The 23,020-nt window shown below is 68.2% G+C and carries 21 protein-coding genes and 1 pseudogene; 11 read left to right on the top strand and 11 right to left on the bottom strand.

From position 1 onward, the window contains the following. Nucleotides 1–32 precede the first annotated feature (32 nt). Both KF715_11270 and KF715_11265 read right to left on the bottom strand, forming a co-directional pair. Entirely contained in the window at nt 33–944 is a 912-nt protein-coding gene (locus KF715_11270; GenBank protein ID MBX3737263.1) for a serine hydrolase, read from the bottom strand. Next, the gene (locus KF715_11265; GenBank protein ID MBX3737262.1) at nt 944–1,528 is read right to left on the bottom strand and encodes a MarC family protein; all 585 of its coding nucleotides are present in this window, start codon (nt 1,526–1,528) and stop codon (nt 944–946) included. Before KF715_11265 ends, KF715_11270 begins: the two co-directional genes overlap by 1 nt. 123 nt (nt 1,529–1,651) lie before the next feature. Between KF715_11265 and KF715_11260 the strand changes: the two genes are divergently transcribed. Further along, nucleotides 1,652–1,924: a hypothetical protein gene (locus KF715_11260; GenBank protein ID MBX3737261.1), complete on the top strand. Its 273-nt coding sequence runs from the start codon at nt 1,652–1,654 to the stop codon at nt 1,922–1,924. A gap of 157 nt (nt 1,925–2,081) precedes the next feature. Here the strand turns inward: KF715_11260 and KF715_11255 are convergent, their stop codons facing one another. Then, nucleotides 2,082–2,996 (bottom strand): TIGR01777 family oxidoreductase, encoded by a 915-nt coding sequence (locus tag KF715_11255; GenBank protein MBX3737260.1) that lies wholly within the window; start codon nt 2,994–2,996, stop codon nt 2,082–2,084. A 137-nt stretch (nt 2,997–3,133) separates the two neighbouring features. Here KF715_11255 and rlmN point away from each other — a divergent pair, with 137 nt between their 5' ends. Continuing rightward, on the top strand, nt 3,134–4,228 hold the full coding sequence (gene rlmN / locus KF715_11250; GenBank protein MBX3737259.1) for a 23S rRNA (adenine(2503)-C(2))-methyltransferase RlmN: 1,095 nt from the start codon (nt 3,134–3,136) through the stop codon (nt 4,226–4,228). Nucleotides 4,229–4,482: 254 nt separating this feature from the next. Here the strand turns inward: rlmN and KF715_11245 are convergent, their stop codons facing one another. Further along, nucleotides 4,483–5,856 (bottom strand): hypothetical protein, encoded by a 1,374-nt coding sequence (locus KF715_11245; protein ID MBX3737258.1) that lies wholly within the window; start codon nt 5,854–5,856, stop codon nt 4,483–4,485. Nucleotides 5,857–6,216: 360 nt separating this feature from the next. On the opposite strand from KF715_11245, the gene KF715_11240 reads away from it, so the two are divergent. Beyond that, nucleotides 6,217–6,861, top strand: coding sequence for a response regulator transcription factor (locus tag KF715_11240; GenBank protein MBX3737257.1), 645 nt, complete (start codon nt 6,217–6,219; stop codon nt 6,859–6,861). A gap of 61 nt (nt 6,862–6,922) precedes the next feature. Here the strand turns inward: KF715_11240 and KF715_11235 are convergent, their stop codons facing one another. Together KF715_11235 and KF715_11230 are read right to left on the bottom strand one after the other, a co-directional pair. Next, the gene (locus KF715_11235; GenBank protein ID MBX3737256.1) at nt 6,923–8,269 is read right to left on the bottom strand and encodes a metallophosphoesterase; all 1,347 of its coding nucleotides are present in this window, start codon (nt 8,267–8,269) and stop codon (nt 6,923–6,925) included. A 131-nt stretch (nt 8,270–8,400) separates the two neighbouring features. Further along, on the bottom strand, nt 8,401–9,387 hold the full coding sequence (locus KF715_11230) for a transglycosylase SLT domain-containing protein (protein ID MBX3737255.1): 987 nt from the start codon (nt 9,385–9,387) through the stop codon (nt 8,401–8,403). Nucleotides 9,388–9,532: 145 nt separating this feature from the next. On the opposite strand from KF715_11230, the gene miaB reads away from it, so the two are divergent. The 8 genes from miaB (at nt 9,533) to KF715_11190 (ending at nt 18,255) form a co-directional block, all read left to right on the top strand. Beyond that, entirely contained in the window at nt 9,533–10,888 is a 1,356-nt protein-coding gene (miaB, locus tag KF715_11225; protein ID MBX3737254.1) for a tRNA (N6-isopentenyl adenosine(37)-C2)-methylthiotransferase MiaB, read from the top strand. A 103-nt stretch (nt 10,889–10,991) separates the two neighbouring features. Further along, the gene (locus KF715_11220; protein ID MBX3737253.1) at nt 10,992–11,537 is read left to right on the top strand and encodes a hypothetical protein; all 546 of its coding nucleotides are present in this window, start codon (nt 10,992–10,994) and stop codon (nt 11,535–11,537) included. A gap of 3 nt (nt 11,538–11,540) precedes the next feature. Further along, complete coding sequence (locus tag KF715_11215; GenBank protein ID MBX3737252.1) at nt 11,541–12,149, top strand: guanylate kinase; 609 nt, start codon at nt 11,541–11,543, stop codon at nt 12,147–12,149. Nucleotides 12,150–12,151: 2 nt separating this feature from the next. Then, nucleotides 12,152–13,141 (top strand): MBL fold metallo-hydrolase, encoded by a 990-nt coding sequence (locus KF715_11210; GenBank protein ID MBX3737251.1) that lies wholly within the window; start codon nt 12,152–12,154, stop codon nt 13,139–13,141. Nucleotides 13,142–13,184: 43 nt separating this feature from the next. Further along, nucleotides 13,185–14,396, top strand: a complete 1,212-nt coding sequence (locus tag KF715_11205) for a hypothetical protein (GenBank protein ID MBX3737250.1) — start codon at nt 13,185–13,187, stop codon at nt 14,394–14,396. Nucleotides 14,397–14,485: 89 nt separating this feature from the next. Beyond that, nucleotides 14,486–15,754, top strand: coding sequence for a hypothetical protein (locus tag KF715_11200; GenBank protein MBX3737249.1), 1,269 nt, complete (start codon nt 14,486–14,488; stop codon nt 15,752–15,754). Nucleotides 15,755–15,766: 12 nt separating this feature from the next. After that, nucleotides 15,767–16,999 carry a hypothetical protein gene (locus KF715_11195; protein ID MBX3737248.1) on the top strand — a complete coding sequence of 411 codons (1,233 nt, stop codon included), beginning with the start codon at nt 15,767–15,769 and terminating at the stop codon, nt 16,997–16,999. Nucleotides 17,000–17,010: 11 nt separating this feature from the next. Further along, complete coding sequence (locus tag KF715_11190; protein MBX3737247.1) at nt 17,011–18,255, top strand: hypothetical protein; 1,245 nt, start codon at nt 17,011–17,013, stop codon at nt 18,253–18,255. Here KF715_11190 and KF715_11185 read toward each other — a convergent pair whose 3' ends face one another. The 5 genes and pseudogenes from KF715_11185 to KF715_11165 all read right to left on the bottom strand — a co-directional run bounded on the left by KF715_11185 (nt 18,256) and on the right by KF715_11165 (nt 22,893). Then, nucleotides 18,256–19,080: a hypothetical protein gene (locus KF715_11185; protein ID MBX3737246.1), complete on the bottom strand. Its 825-nt coding sequence runs from the start codon at nt 19,078–19,080 to the stop codon at nt 18,256–18,258. Nucleotides 19,081–19,330: 250 nt separating this feature from the next. Beyond that, complete coding sequence (serA, locus tag KF715_11180) at nt 19,331–20,566, bottom strand: phosphoglycerate dehydrogenase (GenBank protein MBX3737245.1); 1,236 nt, start codon at nt 20,564–20,566, stop codon at nt 19,331–19,333. A 95-nt stretch (nt 20,567–20,661) separates the two neighbouring features. Continuing rightward, nucleotides 20,662–21,306: a DEAD/DEAH box helicase family protein gene (locus KF715_11175; GenBank protein MBX3737244.1), complete on the bottom strand. Its 645-nt coding sequence runs from the start codon at nt 21,304–21,306 to the stop codon at nt 20,662–20,664. Between the two features lie 49 nt (nt 21,307–21,355). Continuing rightward, nucleotides 21,356–21,736: pseudogene (locus KF715_11170) on the bottom strand (helicase). 77 nt (nt 21,737–21,813) lie between these two features. Next, on the bottom strand, nt 21,814–22,893 hold the full coding sequence (locus tag KF715_11165; GenBank protein MBX3737243.1) for a hypothetical protein: 1,080 nt from the start codon (nt 22,891–22,893) through the stop codon (nt 21,814–21,816). Nucleotides 22,894–23,020 lie beyond the last annotated feature (127 nt).

Below are 23,020 nucleotides of genomic sequence, written 5' to 3'. Positions count from 1 at the left end.
CGCGGCCGCCGCATCGCGACCGGGTCGCCCCGTCACGGCAAATTCCCCAGCACCCGCCGCGCGACGGCGGCGATGATTTTGCGGTTGTTCGCGTGCTCGCGCCCGTCGGTGAACGTCACGATCACGACGCGGCCGCCGTCGGGCAGCTCGATCAGCGCGGCGTCGTGGCGCGCCCAGCTGACCCAGCCGGCCTTGGCCCAGAGTTTCATGCCAGGCGAGAGCGCCGGTCCGGTGAAGCCCACGTCCTGCGAGTCGAGATCATCGCTGTGCTTGAACGGATCGCGCCGCATCAGCTCGAGAATTTGCGCCGAGCGCGCGGGCGAGACGCAGCGGCCTTGGGCGAGCTCCACGAGCAGGCGCGCGGTGTCGTCGGTCGAAAGGTAGTTTCGCGCCGGCGGGTGCGCCTCCATGTCCTGTTTTTCGCGGCCGTAGGGACCTTCGCCCCAGGGCTTTCGTTGCGCGTAAACATTGGCGTAGCCGTGGTCGGCGAAATAGCGCGTCACGATGCCGCGTCGCGCATTCCACTCCGCCAACTCATCCGGCGGCAGCTCGGGACCGCTCGTCGTGCCGGTGATGGCGTCGACGACGTAGCTCGTCGCCTCGTTGTAGGAATCGACGATCATGTCGCGCATGCCGCGGCGCAGTTCGGGCGTGTCGGCGAGTTGGCCGTCCTCCATCCGGCGGTGCGCGTAGGCGGCGAAGAAGAGTTTGATCACGCTCGCCGGGTAGATGCGCGCGTCGCCGCGGTAGCTGGCGTGCACGGGCGTCGCGCCGCGGAGGTCGACGACGGTCACGGCGAGCTGGTCGGCCTTGAGCTCGGGGGCGGTGAATTCCGCGCGGGTGTCGGCGACCGCGCGATCGACGACGGCCTGCAACGCGGCGGGTTCGGTGGCCATGGCGGGGACGAGGAGCGCGGCCGCGAGGCCGAGGGCGGGGAGTTTCATCAGGTGCGCCACCCTTGCCGGATCATCGCGACGGCGATGGCGGCGAGGAGCATGGAAATGATCTTCGAGATGGCGCGCATGCCGGTGGGACCGATCTTGCGGCCGAGCCACTCGCTGTAGTGCAGCGCGAAGACGACGAGCACGAGATTCACGACCAGCGCCGCGAGCGTGGCCGCGACGCCGACTGTCGCGTTCTGCGCGAGCACGAGCAGCGTGGTGATCGACGCCGGGCCGGCGATGAGCGGCATGCCGAGCGGCACGACGCCGAAATCCTCGGGGAGTTTCTCGCCTTCGCTGGCCGACGAGAGCAGGTCCTTCGCAGCGATGACGAACAGGATGAGTCCGCCCGCGATCTGGAAATCGCTCACCGAGATGCCGAGCGCGGCGAAAATCGACGTGCCGAGAAACAGGAACCCGAGCGCCACCAACCCACCCGTCCAGATCGCCTGATCCGCGATCTTGTGGCGGCGTTCGCGCGGGAGATTTTGCCCGAGGCCGAGAAAGATCGCCGCGAGGCCGATCGGGTCGATCGCCACGAAGAGCGGGATGAAGGCCTGCAGAAACCGGTTCGCCCAATCCATCATGCCGCCAAGCTGCGACCCGCCTCGCAAAAGGCAACGCGACAGCATCAGGTTTGCGCAATCCCTGCGCAGCGGCGCTGGACCGGCGGGAGTAGACTCCGATTCCAACCCCGAAAGGAGGACGCCATGTCCGCCATCAAAATCCATCTCGAAGACGCCGAGATGCATCCCGTGCTGCGGCTCGCGAAGCTGTTGCACGTCGAGCCCGAAGACATCGCCTACGCGGCGCTCAACCGCCTCATGCTGCAAGGCCGCGACCCGGAAGTGCAGAACGAGATCTGCCACGCCAAGAAAATCCGCGACACGCAGCTGCCGCTCTGGGCCGACAGCGCCGGCTCGGTGCACGCCTACGAAGGCATGCCCGATTGCGACCCGGCGCGGAGCAAATACTCGGTTTGAAACCCCGGCGTCCGCTCGCGGCATTTGTCACCTATCAGGTGACAAAGGGCGGAGGCCGTGCGCGGGTTTCGGGGCCGATCGGTAGGCAGTGCGCTTGCGCGCGCCATGCAGGAGCGCGCGCCAACGCGCGCGGCCCGCGGTCACGGTGCCCGCCCGACTAATCCGCCAGGGCCGTCAGCGCCGACCTGAGCCGCGGCGCCTTGAACCGGAAGCCTTCTGCCTCGAGACGTGCGGGCACGGCGAATTGCCCTTCGAGCACCAGACTCGGGTCGGTCTTCATCACGAGCGGCGCGACGAGCCGGATCGCGAACGCCGGCGCCGGCAGCGCCCACGGCCGCCCGAGCACCTCGCGCAGGGTGCGCATGAAATCCGCGTTGCTCGCCGGCTCGGGTGCGCAGGCGTTGTAGGCGCCGCGCATCGCGTCGTCATTCACCGCGCGGAGAAAAATCTCCTCCAAATCGTCGAGCAGGATCCAGCTGATGCCCTGGCGTCCGCTGCCCGCCGTCCCGCCGAGGAACGCCCGCGTCACCCGCGCGAGCGGCGGATAGGCGCCGGCCTTGCGCCCGAGCGCGACGCCGACGCGCAGCACCACGCCGCGCACGGTCGCCGGACATTCGGCGGCGAAGGCCGCTTCCCATTGCGCGCAGACATCGGCCTTGAAACCCGAGCCGGCCGGCGCGTTCTCCGGGCAGCGCGCCCCGGTGTTGCCGTAGATGCCGACCGCGCTCGTCTGCACCCACACCGCTGGCGGCGTGGCGCACGCGCGCACCGCCGCGCCGAGTGCGCGCACGGAATCAAGGCGGGATTCGAGGATGCGCCGCTTGTTCTCCGGCGTGTGCACGCAGTCGATCGTGGAGCCGGCGAGATTGATCACCGCCCGCGCGCCCTCGAGTTCGCGCGCCCAGTCGCCCGTGGTTTGCCCGCTCCAGCGCACCTCGCGCACGCCGTCGCCGCGGCGACGCGGCGCGGAGCGGGTGAGCACGACGACCTCGCTGCCGCGCTCGCGGAAGCGGCGGGCGAGCGCGGCGCCGATGAAGCCGGTGCCCCCGGCCAGAACGATGCGTGGAGCCATGCGGGCAGGCTAGGCGAGTTGCCCGGCTTGGCAAACCGCCGCTGCCAGCAAATCCCAATGCTCGTATTGCGAGCTTTCAGCGCCGGGGTGAGACGGGTCTTGTCGCGGGCGCGGCGAGCGCGCAGAAGTCAGCGCGGATGCCCACGCTGCCGGCCAATTTCTACGACTTCACGCGCGACGAGCTGCTCGCGCTGGCGTCACGCGGAGGTTTTCCCTCGGTGCATGCGGCGCGGCTGTGGGCCTACGTTTACCTCGAAGGAGTGGAGAACTGGAGCGCGATGACGGAGCTGCCGGCACGCTTCCGCGCGAAGGCGGAGGGCGAGCTGGTCTTCGGCCGCCATGCCACGGCGGCGGAGACGCACAGCAGCGACGGTTTCACGCGCAAATACCTGCTCGAGCTCGGCGATGGCCGGCGCATCGAGACCGTGCTGATGCGCTACACGGGCCGCGTGACGGCGTGCATCAGCTCGCAGGTCGGCTGCGCGATGGGCTGCGTCTTTTGCGCGACCGGGCAAATGGGTTTCGTGCGCCACCTCACGGCCGGCGAGATCGTGGCGCAGGCGATGCATGTCGACGCGGTGTTGCGCGGCATCGGCCCGGACGCCGCGCTCGCGCAGGCCGGGAGCGCTTCGCCGCACGAGCGCCACGAGCGCCTGCGCAACATCGTGCTCATGGGCATGGGCGAGCCGCTGCACAATTACGACGCGGTGATGAAGGCGATCGACATCCTGCGCGATCCCAACGGTCTCGCGCTCGGCGCGAAGAAAATCACGCTCAGCACGGTCGGCGTCGTGCCCGGCATCCTGCGCCTCGCCGAGGAGAAGCGGCCGTTTCACCTCGCGGTGTCACTCCACGGTGCGACGCAGGAAGAGCGCGCGGCGCTGGTGCCGGCGGCGAAGCGCTGGCCGCTCGACGAGTTGATGGACGCGTGCCGCGCCTACATCGCGAAGCAACAGCGGCGCATCTTCTACGAGTGGACCCTGATCGAGGGTAAGAACGACACCGCGGAATCCGCGCACGCTGTCGGGCGGTTGCTGCAAGGTCAGCTCGCGCAGGTGAACCTGATCCCGCTCAACCCGACGACCGGCTACGACGGCGCGCCGACGGGGCGCGAGGCGGCGAAGCGCTTTCAGGAGATCCTCGCAAGCTACGGCCTGCCGAGCACAGTGCGCCAGCGTCGCGGCATCGACATCGCCGCCGGTTGCGGGCAGCTCGCGGTGGCGAAGAAGTAGGTCGTGGGCGGCATGTCGCAGCAGGACGTGACCCGGTCCAAATCCCGAGGTTACCCCACGGCTGGCTGTGGAGACGTCGGACGTGCGCCGACTGCGCGCGTGAGCGTGCGTCAAAAACCGGCGCAAACCCGAACCTTCGCGGACGGGAGTTCGAGGTGGTTGTCGCCGTCCCGGCGGCGATGCGAGCACGGCAGGCGCGGGGGGGAGTTCTGGTCGCCGCGAGGGATCGCGGCGACCACCGGGCTGAAGCTCCGTCAGAGGGCGATGCCACCGACTCCGGCGCGGGTGGCGGCTTCGCTCGCGAGCCAGGCGCGGGCGTGGGCGAGGGCGGCTGCGTCGGGCGAGGCGCCGCGGGCGGCGAGGCGTTGGAGCGCGGTGACGAGAGCGATTTGGGCGCGGGGGTCGGCGGGGTTGCTCTGCGCGGCTTTGAGGAAGAGTGCGGCGGGCACAGCGATTTGTTCGGCAGAGAGCATCTGCTTTTCGCCGAGGAAGAGCGTGAGCGAACCGCCGAGCGCCTGCACGTAGTCGAGCGGCGCGGCGGGCGCGGCGTAGGCGAGGCCGCCGGCCGCGGGCTGCCATTCCATGTAGGTTTGGAGCTGGGCGTGGAATTGCGCGAGGACGGCGTTGGCGTCGGCGGGCGTCCAGCGGGTGGTGAGTTTCTTGAGCTCGCGGAATTTCTTCACCTCCCAGATGCGCGCGACGAGTTCGTAGTCGGCGTTGCGGGCCTTGAGGCCAAAGGTGACGACGTAATCGAGGCCGCCGTGCGCGGATTCGTCGAGCTGGCGGATGTTGTCGGCGGTCCACTCGGCGGGGAAGAGCGCGTAGTGTTGCGGGGCGAAGAGGCCGATGCCGGCGATGGGATCGTAGCCGGCGCTGGCGGCAAAGGTCTCCGCGAGCCACAGCGGCAGGCCGCGCGTGAAGCGGCCGAGGGCGTCCTCGGGTTGTGCGGCGCGGGCCATGAGATCGGTCTCGCCGAGGAGCGCGCATTGGGCGAAGGCGACGCGGCGCGCGCGGCCTTCCTTCGTCGGGAGGAGCGTGGCGGCGTGGGCCTCGAGGCCGTAGAACCAGATGGGTTTGCTGATGCTGACGAGGCTGATCTTCGTGCCGGCTTCAACGTCGGGCGCGGGGGCGGATTCCTCGAGCGAGAGTTCGGCGAGGGCGCGGGAGAAACCGATGAGGCGCGCTTCGAGTTCGGGTTTGTTGAGCGAGAAGAGCAGGTCGAGGAGGTGCTGGGCGGCTTCGGGGGAGCGGACCGCGAGGTAGGCTTGGAGGAGATTGAGGCCGGGGCCCGGGCCGTGGCGGTCGGCGTCGTAGCGCGGGGCGACGAGCTCGATCAGCTCGCGGATGTGGCCGTGGACGCCGAGATCGGCGGAAATGGTGAGGAGCACGTCGGCGCGATCGCCGGCGGCGGCGAGGACGGCTTCGTAGATCGCCATCGCGCCCGGCAGATCGCGGTCGGCGAGGCGGGCCTTGGCGGCGGCGAGTTGCGGGAGGACGCCGCCGGCGAGCGCGGCGGGCGTGGGAGCGGCGGCGGGAGTTTCTCCGGGGGCGCGCGATGCGCTGGCGGGGCCCGGTGCGGGCGCGGATGCGGCGGGCTTTTTGGCGGCGAAGCGGTCGAAGAATCCCATGCGCGCAGCCAAGCGCACGCAGCGACGGTGCGCCAATAAAATTCCCCGGGCAACGGAGGCGCGGGGAGCTTCCGGCCCGTCCGCAGCGCGCTGGGGCGACGTGGAACAATGTCGGAGGCAAAAGCCGCTGTGGCGCGCGGATTCCGGCGCCGAGGATAAAAGCTGCTTCGCGTGGCGGACGAGTGCATGGCGTGCGATTCGCCGGAGCAAGCATCGGGAAATCCTCCTGCCTTAAGTTCCGGAAATTCCCACCGAAATCAGGCGATTCGGGCTCGGAAATCTCAGGTCGGTATTTTTTGTTTCCTGCCCTTTAATGAGACGGCGCCGTGCGGGAGAGCCGTTTCTCCTCCCATCTTGTTCATGTCAGATCATCGGATCGCTTTGGTCACCGAGCACGGAATTATCCGCCAATTGCTCGCACAAATGCTGACGACGGAATTAGGCCTGACGATCGTCGCGCAGGCCGGATCCGTCGCCCAAGCAGAGCAATTATTGACGGCGGAGGAGGCGTTGCCGGACCTCGTCATCGTCGGCTCGACGCTTTCCGACGGCCGTGGCGGCGATGTCGTCCGTCGGCTTTCGCCGCGGTTGCCGCAGGCGCGCTGGTTCATGCTTTCCGCGCGTGAGCAGGCGCCGATCGTGCGCGAGGCGGCGAATCTCGGCGTGCAGGGTTTCGTGATGACGCGATCGGATCTGGGCGTGTTCCGCGATGGCCTGCGGCGCGTGCTGGCCGGGGAGACGTATTACTGCCCGGCCGCGGCCCGGCTGCTCGCCGAGCATGTGGTGAACGAGAGCGCCGCGACGAGCCCGCTCACGCCGCGCGAGCGCGAGGTCTTGCGCGGCTACGCCCGCGGCGAGAACACGAAGGTGATCGCGCAGCGGCTCGGCATGAACGTGAAGACGGTCCAAAACCATCTCACCTCGCTGAAGGACAAGCTCGGCATGCGCGAACCCGCGGAGCTCGTCCGCTACGCGATGAAGCACGGCTACGTGGACGAGATTTGAGCAGGGCGCGGGGAGCGCGGGGCCCGACTGGAAGGTCGGGGTGTGGCGCGGACGTTGCCGCTCAACGCGCGTGCTCCGGCAGGGCCGCGATGACGAGCGGCTTCAGTTTGAGGTCCGGGATCTCCTGCCACTTCAGCGCGGCGCCGAAATACGCGACGGAGTTGCGTGCGCCCCAATCCGTCGTGGCGATGCGATAACGGCGGTCGGGGGCGATGCCATCCGGCGCGACCGCGACGAGAAAGCCGCTCTGCCGCTCCGCGAAGGGCGTGTTGATCGTCTGGTTGGCGCGCGCGACGATTTCGCGCAGCTGCACGCCGTCGATCTCGGTGGCGAAGATCGTGCCGTCGAAGCGGACGCAGGCATCGAGGGCGAGGTGCGATACCGGCCCGGCGGGCAGGCCGGCGCCGAAAGTCGTGTTGCCGATGAACGCGGCGTCCACATGCGCGGCGTCGCGCAGCGCCGTGACGACGAAGCGCGCGGCGTCGGCGGGCGGGAGCGCTTGCGGGAGTTTGCCCACGGCGGCGAGGTCGTCGGGTTCGACGTGGCGTTTGCGCGTCGCGGCGATGAACGCCGCCAGCGGCGTGTCGGCGGGCGAGTTGGCGCCGATCTCGACCTGATCGACCTTCCAGAGGAGCGCGCCGCCGAGGCCGCGGCGGAGCCACACGAGCGAGGCATGGCTGTTCCAGCAGCCGCTGTGGAAGTAGACGGAGCGACCCTGTTGGTGCACGAAGCGGAGATGGTCGTGCGCGCCGGCGAAGAGCGTGCCGTCGGGCACGATCTTGAGCAGCTCGCGGTCGGCATCGAGTCCGGCGTGGCTCATCACGATCAGCGGTCCCTGCTTGGCGAGGGCGGGGAGGTTGGCGCGGCCCCAGACGACCGGGTCGTAGGGATCGAGTTGCGGGCGAACGGCGATGCGGAAGGTGCCGAGGCGGTCCGTGGTGAGGCCGACGAGCACGGTGTCCACGCGGCCGAGTTTCAGGCGCACGGCGAAATCGGTGAAGTAGCGGCCGGTGCCGCGCTCGCGGAGATTGCTGAGCGGCACGACGCCGGTGGCGCGCACGCGTTTGACCGTCTCGGCGACGTCGTAGAACTCCGGCTCGTGGTTGCCGAGGTTGAGGAAGGTCGGCACGCGGCTCGCCAGCTCGTGCATCATCTCGAAATCGATCGCGCCGTGCGAGCGGCGGGCGATGACGTTGCCCCATTCCATCGTGTCGCCGTCGAGCAGGACGGCGACGGGGAGGTCGGGGTTTTTCAGGCGCAAGCGGTCCACGAGTCCGACGACCTGTGCTGTGCGGTCGTAGGCGGAGTGCTGATCGCCCAGGACGATGAGCAAGGCCTCGGCCTCGGCGGCGCGGGAAACGATGCCGCTGGCGAGAACGATCAGCAGCGCGATGATGCGGAGACGCATGTGAGCGGATGATTTGGGCGCGGTTCGAGCGGTGACAACCCCGAATCAGCCGGGCGGCCGGCGGCGGTCGCGTGCGCGGCGACAGGGGAAATTTTCAAACGCACCGACGCGCAACCGGCGGCCGCGCGCGCTCAACCGGCGTGTGGTGCGGCGAGTTGCGCGGGTGCGACGCCCGCGCGCACCTGGAGCGTCGCGAGGACCTTCGGCACATACATGCGCGTCTCCGACGGCAGGCTCGGGGCGATGGCGGCGAAGGAGTTCGCCTTCTTCGCCGCGAGCAGGCGGCGGACGCGGCCTTCGCCGGCGTTGTAGGCGGCGAGGGCGAGCGGCCAGTCGCCGAACTTGCCGTGCAGCGTGCGCAGGTAGCGCGCGGCGGCGCGGGCGGACTTGGCCGGATCGGTGCGCTCGTCGGGCAGCCACGTGCTCAGGCCGAGGCTCTTCGCGGTGGCGGGCACGAATTGATAAAGCCCGCGCGCGCCGGCCGGGCTGCGCGCGGAGGGGTTGAAGGTCGATTCGACCTCCGCGAGCCACGCGAGGTCGGCCGGCACGCCCTCGGCGGCGAAGGCCGCGCGCACGACGGGCAGCAACTGCGCCGCGCGTGCCGGCGCAGGGCGCGTGCGCAGGCGCGAGAGCCAGAGATTGAAATAGGGGACGTCGGGCGTCGCGAGCGGCGGGCGCTGGCCGGGTTTCAACACCGGAGGCTTGGGCGGCAGCGTGTAACCCGGTTGCCGGGCCGCGAGGCTGGCGGCCTGGATGTAGTCGAGACGCTCCTCCAGCCACTCGGCGTAGTCCGCGTAGTCGGGGAAAAGTTGCAGCGCCTTCAGCGCGGCGCGCGCCTCGGGTTCGTAGGCGGCGAGGGCGGAGAGGTCGTCTTGATCGAGCGCGGCCTGGAGGCGCGTGGCGAAGGCGTCCCATTCCTGCGGCGAAGGGAAATAGAACTCCCGCTTGATCTCGGGCGGCGCGTAGTCGTCGAAGAGCTGCTTGCCCTGCTGATAAAGCGCGTCGAGGTCGATCTCCGGGTCCGCCGGCGCGGCAGGTTTCGCCGGTGCGGGCTGGGCCGGTTGCGCGCCGGCCATGACGGCGACGAAAAGCAGCGGCAGGACGCGGAGGATTTTCATGGCGGAGCGAGCGGGCGCCATTTGAAGCGCCACCTGGTGCAGGACAACCGCGAATGCGTTTCGTTTCCCGCGTTGACCGCGCCACCGTTCCGGGTAGCTAGGCCCCTCCACGGGTCCGCCTTCGCCAAGGCTCCGGCGTGATTAAATGAACCGCGTTTTCATCAAAACCTACGGCTGCCAGATGAACGAGCGCGACAGCGAGGCTGTCGCGGCGATGCTGCGCGCGCGCGGCTATCGGATCGTGGCGGACGAGGACAGCGCGGACGTCATGCTGCTCAACACCTGCAGCGTGCGCGACATGGCCGAGCAGAAGGCCATCGGCAAAGCCGGCTACCTCGCGCAGCGCAAGAAGCGCAACCCGCGCTTCGTGATCGGCATCCTCGGCTGCATGGCGCAGAACCGCGGCGCCGCGCTGCTCGACGCATTGCCGGACGTCGACCTCATCGTCGGCACGCAGAAGTTCCACCAAGTCCCCGACCACCTCGACAACCTCCGCGCCGCGCAGGCCGCCGGCGCCGTGCTGCCCACGCGCATCGTCGACATCGCCGAAGAGGCCGGTTCGCAGAACACCATCCGCGAGCACGTCCTCGAGGACCGACAGGTCACCGCCTTCGTCTCGATCCAGCAGGGCTGCAACATGGATTGCGCGTTCTGCATCGTGCCGAAAACGCGCGGCGACGAGCGCTCGCGTCCGATGGACGAGATCGTGCGCGAGTGCGAGGAACTCGCCGATCGCGGCGTGCGCGAGATCACGCTCCTCGGCCAGATCGTCACGAGTTACGGCCGGCGCGACTACGAGCACACCGGCGGCGTGAGCCCCTTCGTGCAACTCCTCGAGCGCGTGAACGCCATTCCCGGCATCCGCCGCATCCGCTTCACCTCCCCGCACCCGCGCGGCTTCAAGGACGACCTCGTCGCCGCCTACGGCCGCCTCGAGAAACTCTGCGAATACGTCCACCTCCCGATGCAGTCCGGCAGCGATCGCATCCTGAAGCTGATGAACCGGCCCTACTCGCGCGATCGCTACCGGCAGATCGTCGACGACCTGCGCCGCGTGCGGCCGGACATGTATTTCTCGACGGACATCATCGTCGGTTTTCCCGGCGAGACGGCGGAGGACTTCGAGCAGACGCGCGCGCTCTTCGAGGCCTGCAACTACGACATGGCCTACGTCTTCAAATACTCGATCCGCACCGGCACGCCCGCCGCCGAGCTGGCCGACCAGGTGCCCGACGAGGTGAAGGAGGAGCGAAACCAAGTCCTGTTGCGCCTGCTCGAGCAGAATTCCGACCGCCGCAACGCCACGCTGCTCGGCACGACACAGGAAGTGCTGGTCGAAGGTCCGGACAAGAAGGGCGTGCAATTCATGGGCCGCACGCGCGGCAACCGCATCGTGCACTTCCCGGCGCACGAACGCCTGATCGGCGAGCTGGTCCCGGTGAAGATCAACCGCGTCTCCACCGCCGTGCTCTACGGCGAGCTGGCGCTCGCCGGGGTTTAAGTTGAAAGTTGAAGTTTAAGTCCACGCGCCTGTTTCCTGACTTTCCGCTCGTCGCCCCGGCCAACTTAAACTTCAACTTTCCCTTCAACTGCGCTTCGCGCCTATGAGTCTCTTCCTCGCCACGCTCCTGCCCGGTCTCTTTCTCGCGCTCTGCGGCGCGTTGCTGGCGTGGGGCGATCCGCGCGTCAGTTCGACGCTCAAGGCCCTGCCGCGCTCGCAGCGCGGCGCGTGGCTGTTTTTCGGCGGCGGCTCGCTCTGGTTCATCTGGCGCGTGTCGCAGCTCGGCGAGGCGGACCTGATCTTCTTTCAAAATCCCTGGCCGGTGATGATGGCGTTTGGCGTGCTCGCGGTGCTGGCCTTCATCTACGCGCCGGACTTCCTCGCCGTGCGCGGGCTTTCGATCCTGACGCTGCTCGCCGCCGAGCCGCTGCTCTATTCGGCCTACATGGAGTGGCAGCATCCGCAGCGCCTGCTGATGGTCACGGCGGTCTACGTGGCGCTCGCCGCGGCGCTTTACCTCGCGGCCGCACCGTTCCGCCTGCGCGATTTCTTCGACTGGCTCTTCAAGCGACCCGGCCGACCGCGCGTGCTCGGTGCGGTTCTGCTGGTTTACGGGCTCGCCACGGCCGCCGCCGCTTTCACTTACTGAGCCATGGCCCAAAGTGCGACCGTGTTGCTCATCCTTGCCGGACCCGCCGGTGTGGGCAAAAGCACGCTCTGTGACCGCCTCGTGGCAGAGGTGCCCAAATTCGAACGCGTCATCACCGCCACCACGCGCGCGCCGCGCCCCAACGAGGTAAATGGGCGCGACTACCATTTCCTCACCCCGGAACAGTTCGATGCGAAACTCGCCGCCGGAGAGTTCCTGGAGTGGGCCTACATTCACCAGCGCCAGCAGCGCTCCGGCACGCCGAAATCATCGGTTATCGACCGGCTTCCGCACACCAATTTGGTGCTCAACATCGATGTGCAAGGCGTGCGCAGCGTCCGCGCCGCTGCCGCGAAGGATCCGCGTCTCTCCGGTCGAATCGTCACCATCTTCGTCGCCCCGGATTCGATTGAGGTGTTGAAACAACGGATGCTGGGGCGCGGTGCCATCACCGAAGACGAACTCGCGCGCCGCCTGCAAAGCGCCGAACTGGAGATGAGCGAGCGCTTCACTTACGATTACATCATCCACAGCGGCACCAAGGAGCAGGATTTCCGTGCGCTGTTGGATTTCTGGGAACAGGCCAGGGCAAAGCTCGGCCACGGTTGCTGAACATGCCGCGCGCGCCGCGCTTCCCGGTCAGCGATCACTGCGACGGCGAGCGCTTTTTCAACCCGCCGCCGCAACCTCGTCCGCTCACGTTTACCTCGCTCCCCAAGTGGTGGTGGCAACAGCTCACGGGCGACGAGTTTCACCGCTGGCCGAAGAACGTGCCGCCGCCGCGGCACCCCGCGTTGCCCGCGCGTGTCGCGTCCGGCGAGGTGGCGGTGACGTTCATCGGCCACTCGACCTTCCTGCTCCAGTTCGACGGGCTCACGGTGCTGACCGATCCGGTCTTCGCGACCCACGCCGGACCGTTCGGCCGGCTCGGTCCGAAGCGCGCGCGTCCGCCGGCGCTGCGCCTCGAAGAGCTGCCCGCGATCGACGTCGTGCTCGTCTCGCACAACCACTACGACCACCTCGACCTCGCCACGCTGCGCTGGCTCGCGCGCGAGCGGCGGCCGCGCTTTGTCACGTCGCTCGGCAACCGCGCCTGGCTCGAGGCGCGCGGCGTCGCGCCGGCGGCCGAGTTCGACTGGTGGCAAAACGCCGAGGTCACGTCCGTCTTGCGCGTCACCGCCACGCCGGCGCAGCACTTCGCTGCGCGTGCGCCGTGGGACGCCGGCCGCTCTCTCTGGTGCAGCTTCCTGCTGCACACGCATGCGGGCGACGTGTTTTTCGGCGGCGACTCCGGCTGGTGCCCGCACTTCGCCGCGATCCGCGAAAAATTAGGCGCACCCGCGCTGGCGCTGATGCCCATCGGGGCCTACGAACCGCGCTGGTTCATGGCGTCCGTGCACATGAACCCCGACGAATCCGTCCGCGCGCACCTCGCGCTCGGCGCGCGCCGCAGCCTCGGGATGCACTTCGGCACTTTCCAGCTTACCAACGAAGCCATCGACGAACCTCTCCGCGCCCTCGCCGCCGCGCGCGCCGCGCATGGTGTGGGCGAGGAAGATTTCACCGCACTCGACTTCGGCGAGACGCGGACGCTAGCGTTGTGAGTCAGGCAATGATCGCGCTCCGGGCCTCGCGCGTCGCGCTGCGATGAAAACCAAACTGCTCGCCCTCGTTCTCGCCCTGAGCGTGATCGCTAACATCGCGCTGTTGCTCCAATGGCAGTTGAAGCGACCGCCGATCGACGCCGCGGAGACGCGCCCGTCAGCGGGCGATCAGGCGACCCTCGCGAACCGGGCGCGTCGCACCGGCGCCGGCTCTGCGAGCGACGCGGAGGCAGCCAAGCCGGGCGTCGTCTGGCGGCGACCGCGCACGAATGCTGAGTGGCGGGCGTTGGTGGAGGAATTGCGAGCCGCCGGTTTTCCGGAGCGCGGCATCCGCATGATGGTCCTTTCGTCGATTTATGAGTCGAAGCGCATCGCGAGCGACCTCGGCAAGCTGCCTTTCTGGCATCAGTTCAGCGATGGCTTGGCATCGAAGACGGCGCGCGAAAAGCTCGAGCGCGAGATCCACGAAATGGAGGCGCAGGTTTTCAAAGGGCGCGACGACGATCACGAACTCGATCCGATCTATCGCGCCGCGCGTTTCGGCCAGTTGCCCGATGAGAAAATCGTCGCGCTCGAGAAAATCGAACGCGACTACGGCGAGGTCTACTGGCAGCAGCGGCGCAACGCCGACGGCGACGACGCGCTGGAGACTTTCGAAGGCCGCGCGCGCATCCGGCTGCTCGAGGAGGAAAAGGAGCGCGACATCGCCGCGATGCTTACGCCGGAGGAGTTCGAGGATTTCGAGCGCCGCCAATCGCGCGCCGCGCGCAAGGTGATCGAGGGCCTCGGCGACATCGAGATTTCCGAGGAGGAATACAACGCGCTCTACGCGCTCCAACGCCGGACGCTCGCCGATCTCCCGCGCACCGAGGGGGCGGAGGAATTCATCGCCTATGTTCGCGACATGGCAGCGCCGGCGGAGGAAGTCCGCGCCATCCTGCACGACGACCGTTTCTACAGCTACCTGGAGAAGACGGATCCGCTGTTCGGCCAGACCGCGAAATTCGCCCGCGCCAATCCGTCCGTTTCGCCCGCACAATCCTACGAACTCTACCGGCTGCAACTCGACGCGATGACCGCGGTGGCGGCGACCGCCGCGCCGGGACGGAATTCCGACCTCGCCAATACGCCCGAGGGCCGCGCCGCGCTCGCGCCGTTCGCAGCGAAGCTCGACGCCCTGCTCGGTCCGCAACTCGCCGCGGCCTATCGCCAGACCCGGACCGGGAGGATTTTCAACTCCGCTGCCAAACCCTGACGCGCCCCGCGCTCGACAAGCAGCGCGTCACTCGCGAATCTCTCGACGACGCGGAAGCTTGGGCCGGCTCGCTGCGTTTTCACCCCGCCATGAAACGTCTCGTGCTTGTTGTCCTCCTCGGCCTGTCGCTCGCCGCGAACGCCTGGTTCCTTCGCGCCGGGCGCGCTTCCAGCCCCGGAAATTCGCCGGCCGCGCCAGCCGCCGTTGCGACGACAACCACCTCCCGCGCCGCCGCCCCGATCAAGGACGCCGAAACGGTCGCGGCCGCCGCGTCGGAGAAGGGTAAGTCCGCCGCCGCCCTGTCGAAGGGCTTCGTCTGGCGCGCGCCGAAGAGCGATGACGATTTCCGCCGACTCGCCGACGAGCTCCGCGCGGCGGGCGTGCCGTCGCGGTTGATCTACGCCGTCGTGCAGGAACTCTATTCCGCCCGCGAGCTCGCCACGAGTCCGCTGGCGTCGGCGCCGTATTGGCAGCGCCGCGTCGTAGAACAAAGCAAGGAGATGCAGGAAATCTACCGTCGCATCGAGGCGAAGGCCGCGGAGTTCGCGGGCCCCGACGGCCGACTCTCCGCGCGGCTCGACCCCGTCGCCCGCGCGCGCCGCTACGGCGATTTGCCGGACGCGAAGATCGACGCCATCGCGGCGCTCGAGCGCGATTACTCCGAGATGGTGACCGACAGCTACCGCGCCACGGGCAACGGCGCGTTCACCGCGGAGGAGTGGGCCGCCAAGCAGAAGGAGCAGAAGCTGCTCACCGACGAGAAGCGCGCGGACCTCGCGAAAATCCTCACGCCCGACGAACTCGCCGCCTACGACCTCCGCAACTCCGACACCGCGCGTCAGGTCGCCTCGTCCGTGCGCAACATCGACCTCCGCCCCGACGAGTTCGCCACGCTCTACGCCGCCCGGCAGGCCTTCGATGCCGCCAATCCGCAACTCACGGGACTCGTCACTTCCGAGATGATGCAGCAGCGCCGCGCCGCCCAAACCGCCTACAACGAAGCGGTGAAAGGCGTCCTGAACGACGACCGCTTCTACCAATACCTCGCCGCCACCGACGCCGACTACCGCACTGCCCTGAACCTCAGCGCCAAATACCCGCAGGTCACGGCCCCCGTCGCCTATCAGGTGAGCTCGCTCAAGGCGGAGCTGGAGGCGACCCGCACGACGCTGTTCCGCTCCACGCCGCCCCCCGACGCCATCACGGCAGCATATGCGGGTTGGAACAACCGGCTCGATGCCCTGCTCGGCTCCGCTGCCGCCGCGGAATTCCGGCAGACGCAGACCGGCCGCGTTTTCAACCCACCGACCATCCGCCGCACCACGTCGCCCGCCGCGGCCGTGCCGCCGCGCCCCTGAGGAACCCACGCCATGAATCGCCTCCTCCTCACCTTGCTCGCCGCGTCGGTCGGACTGAACGTCTGGTTCGCCTTCGCGCCCTCCCGCGCCGCGCTAACCGCTCCGTCGCCGCTCGACCGTCAGGCCATCTCGGCCGCGGGGAATAAAACCGTCGCGTCCGCCGGCACCGCCGAAAAACCCTTGCTCGCGCCCGGCACCGAGCGGCCCTTTGTCTGGACCAATCCGGGCAACTCGCCGGAGGCCCTGCGCGCTCTCGCCACCAACCTGCGCGCCGCCGGCGTGCCGCCCGCGATCGTCGCGCGCATGATCGGCGAAACGCTGCGCACCCAACTCTTCGCCGACATCGCCCGCTTGCCTCACTGGCAGCTGCTGGCACCGAGCAAGGAGACACGCCGCCGTCAGAGCGACGCCGCGCGCGAGCTGTTGCGCTTGCAGGAGGAAATCGTCGGCCCCGGCGGCGCGGCGGTCCAAACCCTCGACCCGACCCAGCGCCGGCTCGACTACGGCGATTTGCCCGACGACAAGGTGACCGCGTTGCTGCGCATCCAGCGCGACTACGACGACCTGCGCGGCGACCTCTTCGCGAACGGCGGCATCATCACGCGCGAGGAATCCGAGACACGGCGCAAGGAACAGGAAAACCTCGAGAAGGAGCGCCTCGCCGACATCGCCGCCGCGCTCACGCCGGAGGAATTCGCCGAATACGAGCGCCGCCAGTCGCCGACCGCGCAGCGCATTCAGCGTTCGCTGCGCGACTTGAACCTTACCGAGGATGCTTACCTCGCGCTCTTCGCCCTCGAGAAAGCGCGCGATCCCTACAACAACAACTTCGTCGGATTTATCGGCACCGTGACACCGGAGCAGCTTGCCTACGTGGACCAAGTTCGCACCACGCTCGGCGACGCGCAGGCCAACACCTACCTGAAATCGGCGGACTTCTACTACGGCATGGTGGCGCGCTTCGCGGAGAAATACCCGACCATCACGCCCGCGCAGACCTACGAACTCTACAAGCTCCAGGGCGAGGCGCAGGCGTGGCAGTCCGATCTCAGCAAGCGCGCGAGTTCCGGCGGCGGGGTGACTCTCGAGGAAGCCACCAAAGCCGGAGCCGATTTGAATGCGCGGCTTGAAGCCTTGATCGGTTCCGCCGCCGCGGACGCGTATCGAAAGCAAGGCCTGGGATTTGCCTTCGGCAACTTTCCGCGCTCACGTCCGACTCCCGCCGCCACCCCGCCGAAAGGCTGAACACCTCTCCCATGAATCGCTCCGCCCTCCTCGTCCTGCTCGCTCTCTCCGTCGTCGCCAACGCGACCCTCGGCTTCGTCGCATTGCGTCGCGCATCGGTGACGGTCAGCGCGACCGCGTCCACCTCGACGCCGGTGGTGTCCGGAGCCACGAAGGAGTCGCCCGCCGCAGCCGGCTTGGCGGCCACGGCGGCCAGGCTCGGCGAGAAAATCGCCGCGCCGCGCACGGGCGCGAATCTCCGCGAGATCGCCGCCGAGCTGCGCGCGGCGGGTTTTTCGGACCAGCTCGTGAAGACGATCATGCAGTCTCTGGTGACCGAGGAGCTGATGCGTCGCCAGCAGGCGATCTTCGATTGGTCGGCCACGCCGTATTGGAAGAACGCCCGGCCGACGCCGGAGCAACAACGCGCGATGCGCGACCTGCAGAAGGAGCGCCGCGCGCTGCTCGCGGAAGCCGGCCTGCCGCTCTCGCCGATGGAGGAGGGATTCCGTCGCCGGCAATTCGGCGGCCTGCCGGAGGCGAAGATTTCGGCGCTGGAGAAAATCCAGCAGGACTACAACGACCTGCGGCAGGAAATGTTCGAGCAGACGCAGCGCGGCGGCGCCACGGGCGCGCGCGATATGGCCGCGCAGCAGAAGCTGCTGCAGGATGAGCAGGAGCGCGACATCGCCGCGCTGCTCACGCCAGAGGAGAAACTCGAATACGAGCTCCGCAATTCCAGCGCGGCCAGCCAGGTGCGCTCCCAACTCAACGGCGTCGACGTGAGCGAGCAGGAATTTCGCGACCTGTTCGCCGCCCAGAAAGCCTACGAGGCCGCCAACCCGCGGCAGGCGGGCGGACCGCAGACGGTGGCGCAGCTGCAGGCGGGATTGGCGGCGTGGGACGACTACCAGCGGACGGCGCAGACGGTGCTCGGGGCGGACCGCTACCGGGAATACCTCGTGAGCTCGCAGCTCGGCAATTCGGCAGCGAAGTCATTTTTTGCCGAGCGTCCGGGAATCACCACGAGTCAGATTCAGGAACTCGCGCGAGTGGCGCGCACGGTTCCGATCGAGATGCAGCAGGCCAGTGCTCCGGGGTTGAGCAACGACGAACGTCGGGCGCAGATGGCTGCGGCGACTGACAAGTTGCGTGCGCGGGTCGTGCAGATCCTCGGCGCGCAATACGCCCAGGAAGCGGAAAACGCCCGCGTGCTCCAGCTGCCGCGCACCGGCGGCACCCCGACGCCGGCCCTGCGGCTGCCGGGCGGCGGCTGATTATTTCTGCGCCTCGGTCGCGGCCGCCGTCGGTTCCGGTTGAGGCTGCGGTTGCGGCGGTGCGGGCTGGATGCGCGGGCGGTTGCGGTATTCGGCGCTGTTGCGGAGGTCGCGGCGGATGTCGTCGTCGTTCCAGCCGTGCTCGATGATCTTGTTGCGGTAATTCTCGAAACCGCGCGGATCGACGTCGCGCCCGAGGATCTCGCGGTAGACGCGGTTGAGGCGCATGGTCATGTAGGGCCCGCGGTATTCGTCGCTGCGGCGGAGTTCCTCGCGGACGCGTTTCTCGTCGTAGCCGCGCTCGATGATGAGGCTGCGGTAGCGGCGCATGTCGGCCTCGGTCGGCTCGCGTTCGAGGACGTCCTGAAACGAGCGGCGCACGATCTTTTCCGGATCGAGGCCGGGCGCCGGGAGCGGGCGCGGTCCGCCGCCGGGCGGGCGCTCGGGGCCGCGGCGGAAGTCGACACGGACGGAGGAAATCTGGTCGTTGAAGCGGACGATGGCGTTGTCGCCGCGGGAGAGATCGCGGATGTCGCCGGTGACGCGCAGGGCTTCGCCGCGGAAATTCGCGTCGATGTAGACCATGGCTTCGGCGCCGCCTTCGACGCGGATGGAGGTGACGCGGTCGTTGGCGCGGCGGCCGTTGTCGAAACTCCATCGCGCGAAGTTCTCCACGCTTTGCCCGGGATAAAGGACGATGGCGCCGCCTTGGAAATTCGGGTGCTCAAACAGCACGACGCGCGGGCCGCCGCGAGTGTCGTGTGGTTGCGCAAGCATGAGAGTGGGGAGCGCGGCGAGAAGGGGCAGGGCGCGGCGGAAGTTCATGCTGCTAGGACGGCCGAACGCGGCGCGTTATTCAATCCTCGGTGCGAAGTAGCGCGGCACGTTTGTCAGAGCCGACTGGAAGCCGGTCTACATCGCTCGCGGCAGGACAGGGTGGTCGACGACGTCCCGGCGGCGACTAGGCGCGGTGCCGCGTTCGTGGCGCCGTCGGGGACGTCGACGCCCACCTCCGAGCGGCGCGTCGGCGCGCGCGAGCGCGCTGCCCACAGGTTTGCCGGGCGTGCGCTCCGGCTCAGTAGAGCAGGCGGGCGCGGATGGTGCCGGGGACGGTCGAAAGCTCGTCGATGGCGATCTCGCTGGCGCCGGCGTCGACGTCCATGACGAGGTAGCCGATGTGCTCGTTGGTCTGCAGGTATTGGGCGGAGATGTTCACGCCGCGCTTGGAAAACTTCTCGTTCACGTGCGCGAGAACGCCGGGGATGTTCTTGTGCACGTGGAGGAGGCGCGACTTGCCGGTGCCGGCGTGCTCGGGAAGCGTGACCTCGGGGAAGTTCACCGCGGTGACGCTCGAGCCGTTGTCGGAGTAGCGGACGAGTTTTTCCGCGACCTCGGTGCCGATGCCGGCCTGCGCCTCGATGGTGCTGCCGCCGATGTGCGGCGTGAGGATGACGTTGTCGAATTGGCGGAGCGGCGAGAGGAATTCCTCGTCGTTGCCCTTCGGTTCGACGGGGAAAACGTCGATGGCGGCGCCGCCGAGATGTTTCTTCTCGAGCGCTTCGGCGAGGGCGTCGATGTCGACGACGGTGCCGCGGGCGGCGTTGATGAGGTGCGCGCCTTTTTTCATCTGCGCGAGCTGGGCGCGGCCGATGAGGTTTTTCGTCGAGGCGTTTTCGGGAACGTGGAGCGAGACGACGTCGGACTCGGCGAGGAGCGAGGAGAGTTTCTGGACGGGCTTGGCGTTGCCGAGCGGGAGCTTGCCCTCGATGTCGTAGAAGAGCACGCGCATGCCGAGGTGTTCCGCGAGGATGCTGACCTGCGTGCCGATGTGGCCGTAGCCGACGACGCCGAGCGTCTTGCCGCGGACTTCGACGCTGCCTTCGGCGCTCTTGGACCAGCCGCCGCGGTGGACGAGGGCGTTTTTGTCGGGGATGCCGCGCAGGAGCATGATCGCCTCGCCGATGACGAGCTCGGCGACGCTGCGGGTGTTGGAATACGGGGCGTTGAAGACCGGGATGCCGCGCTTCGCGGCGGCGGCGAGATCGACCTGGTTGGTGCCGATGCAGAAGCAGCCGATCGCGGCAAGCTTCGGCGCGGCCTCGAGCATCTCGGCGGTCAGGTCGGTGCGGGAGCGGATGCCGAGGAAGTGCACGTCCTTGAGCGCGGCCTTCAGCGCGTCGCCCGCGAGGGATTTCGGCAGGGACTTCACCGACGAGTAGCCGCTGGCGGAGAGGACATCCACGGCGTTCGGGTGGATGCCTTCGAGGAGCAGGATCTTGATGCGGCGTTTGTCGAAGGAGTGCTTTTGCATGGGGGAGCGCAGGGTCGCTGCGAAGCACGGCGCGGGCAAGGCCGTCTTGTGTCACGCGCGGTGGCGGCGGGAAAACTCCCGGGCGGCGGGCCGCGCTAGGGCACTGACTTACCCAGCGAGGCGGCGACGGTGCGGAAGTTGGCGAGGCCGGCCTCGATGTTTTCGATGATCTCCTCCGCGAGGTCGGCGGGCTCGGGGAGGTTGTCGAGGTCGGCGAGGCTGTCGTCCTTCAGCCAGAAGAGGTCGAGGCTCGTCTTGTCGCGCGCGGCGAGTTCGGCGTGGGTGAACTTCCGCCAGCGGCCGGTCGGGTTCTTTTCGGCGTGCCACGTTTCCTTGCGCTTGTGGCGGTTGTCCGGATTGCAGCAGGCGATGAAGACCTCGGCGTCGGTGGGCAGGTGCGACGAGGCGAGACGCGTGACGGTGTAGAGCTCGGTGAATTTGCGGTTGTCGTCGCTCGGCGTGTAGGCGAGGAACTCCTGCTCGGCCTGCTCGCCGAGGTTGCGCGTATCGACGAGGAAGAGCACGCGGCGGACGCGGGCGTGTTTGAGCAGGCGATAGATCGACGTGATCGCGGTGAAGGTCTTGCCCGAGCCGGTGGCCATCTGGACGAGGATGCGCGGTTTGGCGGCTTTGAGCGAGGCGTCGAGATTCGTGATGGCGTCGATCTGGCAGGCGCGGAGGCCGGTGGGATCGAGCGCGGGAAGGTCCTGCAGGCGGTCGCGAAGGGAGCGCGCGAAGATTTTCGCGGAGCGTCTCGGGGCGGTGGAAAGAGAAGACTTCGCGCGAGCGAGGTTTGGGGTCGCGCTGGTCCGTGAAGCGAGTGACGACGCCGGTGGCTTGGTAGAGGAACGGGAGCGGAACGCCGGACGAACGGACCCATTTCAACTTCGCGGCGGCGTAGTCGGCGGTTTGTTCCTCCACGGTCGTGATCGTTTGGCCGAGCGTTTCCTTTTTCGCCTCGATCACGCCGACGGGTTTGCCGTCCACGAAGAGGACGTAATCGGCCGGGCCGGCGTCGGTGGTGTATTCGCGGACGGCCTGGCCCTCGCCGGCGTGGAAATCAATCGCGCCCTTGGCCTGCACGGCCCAGCCGGAGGCGCGGAGCTGGGCGTCGATCGCGTCGCGGGCGACCTGCTCGGGAGTCTGATTGGGCGACGAGGCGGGGGACATGGCGCGGTGCGCTGTGATTCATGCCAGCGCCGGAAGGGCGCGCGAGCCGGTTTTCGCCTCTCGCAGCCAACACGGCTTCACAGCTTCGGCAGGTGGCCGGTGGCGTCGTGTTCGATGCGGGCGCGGGTCTTGGCGAGGCTTTCGCGGACGAGCTGGCCCATCGTCGTGCAGGCGAGGAAATCCTTCGACTCGTAGTGGTCGGCGAGGCCGTCGCGGAGCTGGTGCACGTTGTCGTCGGGCGCGATCGGGTCGACGGACATGGCGTCGAGCAGGGCGTCGAGGCGCGCCTTGGCGAGCTCGGCGCGCTGGAGCATCAGCGTCTGCTCCTCGCGCTGGTATTGGTAGGCGGTCTTGGCGTGCAGGTGCTTCGTGCAGAATTGCACGAGCGGGGCGTTGTCCTTGAAGAACTGCGGCAGGTAGAAGTTTTTCCGCCCGTGGTGGCTCTGCTGGTCGAAGTCCATCGCGCGGATGCGGATTTGCGCGCTCTCGAAGTCGGGCGTGACGACGAACACGAAGTTGTAGCTGCGCATGTCGCCGAGCAGGCGGATGAAGCAGCGCTCGTTGAACTTCACCAACTCCTTCGCGATGCGGATGGGGCGCAGCGTGGGGTCGCCGAGCCAGCGTTCGATGAAGACGTCGCCGGGCACGCCGGCGATGTGTTCCTCGATGAGCGTGTTGCCGTGGGTGAGGAAATTCAGGCGGTTGGGCGAGAGCAGGTGCTCGAGCTCGAGGCCGTAGACGCGCGACGAGTCGGCCTTCTTCACGTAGAAGTAGTCCGGGTTTTCGTTGTAGGCGTTCACGATGCGGACGCGGAACGGCATCGAGTTGCCGAACGAGCAGAAGTCCACGCGGTCGATGTAGAGGTGCTGCATGACCGAGAAGTCGCCGTCGACCTTCAGCAGCGCGTAGATGCGTTTGAGGGCGTCGTTGATCGCGGGCATGTCCTCGGCGCGGTAGACGACGGTGTCCCAGAGGGTGTTCTTGCCGTCGTTGTCGACCAGCGGCATCGCCTCGTGGAAGTCGCGCAGGCGCTCGTAGGTGACGGGCAGGTCGCGCTCGCGGCGGTAGCGGCGCAGGTAGCCGCGCAACTCGTCGCGGATCGGATAGGCGGGCTTCTTCGGCGTGCGGTCCTGGATGATGTAGCCCGGGGCGGACATGCGGTGGTCAACGTAGGCGCGGGCGCGCGCGGCGCAACTCCGCAGGGCGTGTCAGGCGCGGGCGGCGCGACAGCGCATTCGCAGGGTTCTCAGCGGCGCGGACAAAGGTTCTCATGTCACGGGCGGA

Source organism: Candidatus Didemnitutus sp. (assembly GCA_019634575.1).
GTDB lineage: Bacteria > Verrucomicrobiota > Verrucomicrobiia > Opitutales > Opitutaceae > Didemnitutus.
The sequence above is the reverse complement of the archived record's forward strand: the minus strand, read 5'-3'. Positions and strand labels throughout refer to the sequence as shown.

Excerpts from the sequence above, each read along its gene's own strand:
- KF715_11270 (MBX3737263.1), bottom strand. The coding sequence starts at position 944 with ATGAAACTCCCCGCCCTCGGCCTCGCGGCCGCGCTCCTCGTCCCCGCC.
- KF715_11265 (MBX3737262.1), bottom strand. The coding sequence starts at position 1,528 with ATGATGGATTGGGCGAACCGGTTTCTGCAGGCCTTCATCCCGCTCTTC.
- KF715_11260 (MBX3737261.1), top strand. The coding sequence starts at position 1,652 with ATGTCCGCCATCAAAATCCATCTCGAAGACGCCGAGATGCATCCCGTG.
- KF715_11255 (MBX3737260.1), bottom strand. The coding sequence starts at position 2,996 with ATGGCTCCACGCATCGTTCTGGCCGGGGGCACCGGCTTCATCGGCGCC.
- rlmN (MBX3737259.1), top strand. The coding sequence starts at position 3,134 with ATGCCCACGCTGCCGGCCAATTTCTACGACTTCACGCGCGACGAGCTG.
- KF715_11245 (MBX3737258.1), bottom strand. The coding sequence starts at position 5,856 with ATGGGATTCTTCGACCGCTTCGCCGCCAAAAAGCCCGCCGCATCCGCG.
- KF715_11240 (MBX3737257.1), top strand. The coding sequence starts at position 6,217 with ATGTCAGATCATCGGATCGCTTTGGTCACCGAGCACGGAATTATCCGC.
- KF715_11235 (MBX3737256.1), bottom strand. The coding sequence starts at position 8,269 with ATGCGTCTCCGCATCATCGCGCTGCTGATCGTTCTCGCCAGCGGCATC.
- KF715_11230 (MBX3737255.1), bottom strand. The coding sequence starts at position 9,387 with ATGAAAATCCTCCGCGTCCTGCCGCTGCTTTTCGTCGCCGTCATGGCC.
- miaB (MBX3737254.1), top strand. The coding sequence starts at position 9,533 with ATGAACCGCGTTTTCATCAAAACCTACGGCTGCCAGATGAACGAGCGC.
- KF715_11220 (MBX3737253.1), top strand. The coding sequence starts at position 10,992 with ATGAGTCTCTTCCTCGCCACGCTCCTGCCCGGTCTCTTTCTCGCGCTC.
- KF715_11215 (MBX3737252.1), top strand. The coding sequence starts at position 11,541 with ATGGCCCAAAGTGCGACCGTGTTGCTCATCCTTGCCGGACCCGCCGGT.
- KF715_11210 (MBX3737251.1), top strand. The coding sequence starts at position 12,152 with ATGCCGCGCGCGCCGCGCTTCCCGGTCAGCGATCACTGCGACGGCGAG.
- KF715_11205 (MBX3737250.1), top strand. The coding sequence starts at position 13,185 with ATGAAAACCAAACTGCTCGCCCTCGTTCTCGCCCTGAGCGTGATCGCT.
- KF715_11200 (MBX3737249.1), top strand. The coding sequence starts at position 14,486 with ATGAAACGTCTCGTGCTTGTTGTCCTCCTCGGCCTGTCGCTCGCCGCG.
- KF715_11195 (MBX3737248.1), top strand. The coding sequence starts at position 15,767 with ATGAATCGCCTCCTCCTCACCTTGCTCGCCGCGTCGGTCGGACTGAAC.
- KF715_11190 (MBX3737247.1), top strand. The coding sequence starts at position 17,011 with ATGAATCGCTCCGCCCTCCTCGTCCTGCTCGCTCTCTCCGTCGTCGCC.
- KF715_11185 (MBX3737246.1), bottom strand. The coding sequence starts at position 19,080 with ATGAACTTCCGCCGCGCCCTGCCCCTTCTCGCCGCGCTCCCCACTCTC.
- serA (MBX3737245.1), bottom strand. The coding sequence starts at position 20,566 with ATGCAAAAGCACTCCTTCGACAAACGCCGCATCAAGATCCTGCTCCTC.
- KF715_11165 (MBX3737243.1), bottom strand. The coding sequence starts at position 22,893 with ATGTCCGCCCCGGGCTACATCATCCAGGACCGCACGCCGAAGAAGCCC.